The sequence below is a fragment of the Pseudoalteromonas sp. Of11M-6 genome, from assembly GCF_022347905.1.
In the GTDB taxonomy this organism is placed as follows: Bacteria; Pseudomonadota; Gammaproteobacteria; order Enterobacterales; family Alteromonadaceae; genus Pseudoalteromonas.
In genome coordinates this window covers 1-3,408 of sequence record NZ_JAKRFW010000099.1, presented here as the reverse complement: position 1 = coordinate 3,408, position 3,408 = coordinate 1, and the positions used below count along the sequence as shown (strand labels likewise).

The 3,408-nt window shown below is 41.7% G+C and carries 2 protein-coding genes; both read right to left on the bottom strand.

Annotated elements, in window-relative coordinates; all coding sequences use genetic code 11:
• Positions 1-103 precede the first annotated feature (103 nt).
• Positions 104-2,254, bottom strand: coding sequence for a M3 family metallopeptidase (locus MHN32_RS23305; RefSeq protein ID WP_239422956.1), 2,151 nt, complete (start codon positions 2,252-2,254; stop codon positions 104-106).
• 117 nt (positions 2,255-2,371) lie between these two features.
• Complete coding sequence (folE2, locus tag MHN32_RS23300) at positions 2,372-3,289, bottom strand: GTP cyclohydrolase FolE2 (RefSeq protein ID WP_239422957.1); 918 nt, start codon at positions 3,287-3,289, stop codon at positions 2,372-2,374.
• Between the last annotated feature and the right edge of the window lie 119 nt (positions 3,290-3,408).

The following is a 3,408-nucleotide window of genomic DNA, read 5'->3' as shown; positions in this document are numbered from 1 at the left end:
GTTTTCCCTAAAACTCTCTGGCTAGACAAGGAAAAAACTAAGTTGTGCTTTAGCAACAATGAGTTGGAACATTCCTTATCCAAACCTCAGGTTAAATAGTGTGTTATTTAGGGGCTAGTCCTCTGCGTTTTAATAGCGCTTCAGTCGTTGGCTCTTTTCCGCGGAATGCTTTGTAAGAGTCCATTACAGGTCTTGAATTACCAACCGATAAAATATGTTTACGATATTTTTCGCCATTTTCAAGTTTAAGGCCACCGAGCTTTTGCACGTATGCATAGGCGTCGGCTGCTAATATTTCACTCCACATATAAGCATAGTAACCAGCAGAATAGCCGCCTCCCATAGAATGCGCAAAAAATGCTGATTTATAACGTGGTGGAACGTAGTCGAGGGCGACTCCATGCTTTTCCAGTGCCGCTTGTTCAAATTCATTGATATTAGTGGGCGCATGCTCAGGTGAAATTGTATGCCACTCCATATCTAAGAGCGCAGATGCCATGTACTCCAATGTATCGTAGCCCATATTAAAAGTTCGTGAGCGGATCACTTTATCAAGCAGTGTTTTTGGGATAGGTTCCCCGGTTTGGTAATGCTTTGCATAGTTACTGATAACTTCAGGGTGTGCAGCCCAGTCTTCCTCAAAGGTTGAGGGAAACTCAACAAAATCACGAGAAACAGCGGTTCCAGCAAGACTCGGATATTTTACGTCAGAAAACATCCCATGTAAGCCATGTCCCATTTCGTGAAACATAGTTGTCACTTCACTGTAGCTTACAAAGGTTGGTTCACCATCAGGTGCCTTTGCAATATTCATGACATTGATAACCACAGGCTTTTGGTTTAATAACTTAGATTGCCCTACAAATGAATTCATCCAAGCTCCACCACGTTTACCTTCTCTTGCAAAATAGTCGGCAAAGAATATCGCGAGGCTTTCACCATTGTTATCGATCAGTTCATAAGCCTTAACATCTGGATGATACACAGGTAAGTCAGGGCGAGCTTTGAAACTTACGCCGTACAGCTTATTCATAGTATAAAAAACACCATTTTCTAAGACGTTATTAAATTCGAAGTACTTTTTCACTTCTGTTTCGTCTAAGTCATAACGAGATTGACGAACTTTCTCAGCGTAGTATGCCCAGTCCCAAGGTTTGATGTTGAACGAGTGCCCTTCGCTTTGAATAAGCGTTTTAATATCTGCTGCTTCCTTTTCCACGTTGGAAACAACGGCCGGCACCATGCTGCCAAGCATGTCATAAACTGCTTTAGGGTTTCCAGCCATTTGCTTTTCTAGGCCGTAGTCTGCCCAGCTTTTATACCCTAACAGCGCTGCTTTTTCGGCCCTTAACTGTGCCAGCCGGATGATAATTTGAGTATTGTCATTATCACCTGACTGAGCACGATAAGCAGAAGTTTGCCAAATCTGTTGCCTAAGTGCTCGGTTGGTTAAAGACGCTAAAATAGGTTGACGGGTCGTGTTGGTAATACCGATTAAGTACTTGTCTTTATGTCCTGCAGCTTCAGCCGCACGTTTAGTGGCAAGAATTTGTCTTTCTGTTAAACCGTCCAATGCGGCTTTATCATCAACAATCACTGATATGGCAGACGTTTCTGCTAATAGGTTTTGTGAAAACTGGGTAGTCAGAGATGAATGCTCTTCATTGATTTTGCGAATTTTCTCCTTATCTTCAGCACTTAGTTTTGCGCCAGCTCGCACAAAGTTGGTGTAGTAAACATCCAATAAACGCTTTGATTCTGAGTCTAGTTCGAGTGTGTTGCGATTATCATAAAGCGACTTTATACGATCAAATAATGCGGCGTTCAAATTGATGTTATCGCGGTGTTCTGCGAGCATTGGGGCTAGTTCTTTTTGTAATTGACGACGCTTTACTGAGCTATCAGTGCCTATTAAGTTAAAAAATACGCTACTGGTTCGCTTTAGCAGTGCACCACTTTTTTCCATTGCAACTAAGGTGTTTTCAAACGTAGGCGTTGCAGGGTTAGTTGCAATACGCGCGATTTCTTTGAGGTGCTCTGCCATACCCAACTTAAATGCAGGCATAAAATGTTCATCTTTGATCTGGTCAAACATTGGGGTTTGGTAGATTAAAGTACTGGCGTTGAACAGTGGATTGTGATGGACTGATTCACTTTTCTTAGGCACGCTAGATGCCACCTCCGTTGTATAATTTGAACAACCAGAGACAAAAAGCGTGGAGTAAATCGCAACGGCGATGATGGTCTTTTTCATAAACTTCTCAGTATTTGTTGTAATGTTATAGTATATCTATTGTGTGTTTTTAGTTGTGTTTTATCGCATAATAATGGCGGTATCATGATTCTTGCATCTTAGGCAGATAAGTGTTTATTAAGTCAGTTTTTGAGCCGGAAACTTATTATCAATGGCGACAGCATTGTGAGCATGCAAACTTTCTTGATGTTCAATTTTGAACCAATAATCAACAAATTGTGTGTTTTGCTCTAAAAACTGTTTGACTCGTCGTGCGGCATCTTCACAAAACATTAGGTTTTCTGCATTTAGCTTCGCAAATGCTTGTTCATCTTCACGTTTTACCGCAGTTTGAACTGGCGTGCCAATGGCCTGTTCTAGCGCTTTTATAAGGTTTGGAATGAGTGGCAACGTCCGTTCTGTTAGTTTTACTGTTACGTAAGCGAAAGAGCGCTGGCTATGAGGTGTGGCAATGCTCCCTTTTAGAGAGGTTATCCACGTCATTAGTTCGTGTTTTGAAATCATCTCTTGGGAAAACTGTTCTTCGATCTCTTCACTTAATGCTTGTCTAGAAAGCGCCGCTGAACAAGGGCAGGTACTTGAATAGGCAATAGTAAGTGATAACTCATAGCTAAGCGCTGAGTTTATATACTCACAATTAAGCGTGATAGGGTAACTTTGATAGCCGAATTGATCGCTCAACAATGCTGGTTTATCTATAGTTACTTCAAACTGTAACTCAAGCTTGGCTGCTTTGCTCAACCCTTGTTGAGATTGAACGGACTCCTTTAATAACGCTTCAATCGTTTTAATATTCAAAGGAGTCGTACTTAGTATCTCTCTCAAGCGAATGTATAACCGGGACATATGGATCCCTTTCGCCTCAGGTTTATCAAGGCTAACAAAAATATTTGCAAGAGCGTTAACCCTTTGGTGAGAGGTGCTTGATATTTCCACTTCTAAAGGTATGGCAATTTTTTCCATACCCACCCACTTTAGCGGTAAGGCTGTTGTTGCAAGCTGCCCAGAGGCAACATCAGGTAAAGATACTGTCATATTTATTTCCGACGAGGTTTCTAGGGCCTGTTGATCTTTGCTGTTTGATTTTTGTTCTCCTGAGTGTGTTTTGGTCGCGACGCTCGACTTGCCGCCTAGTAATCTAGGCAAAAGTTGAG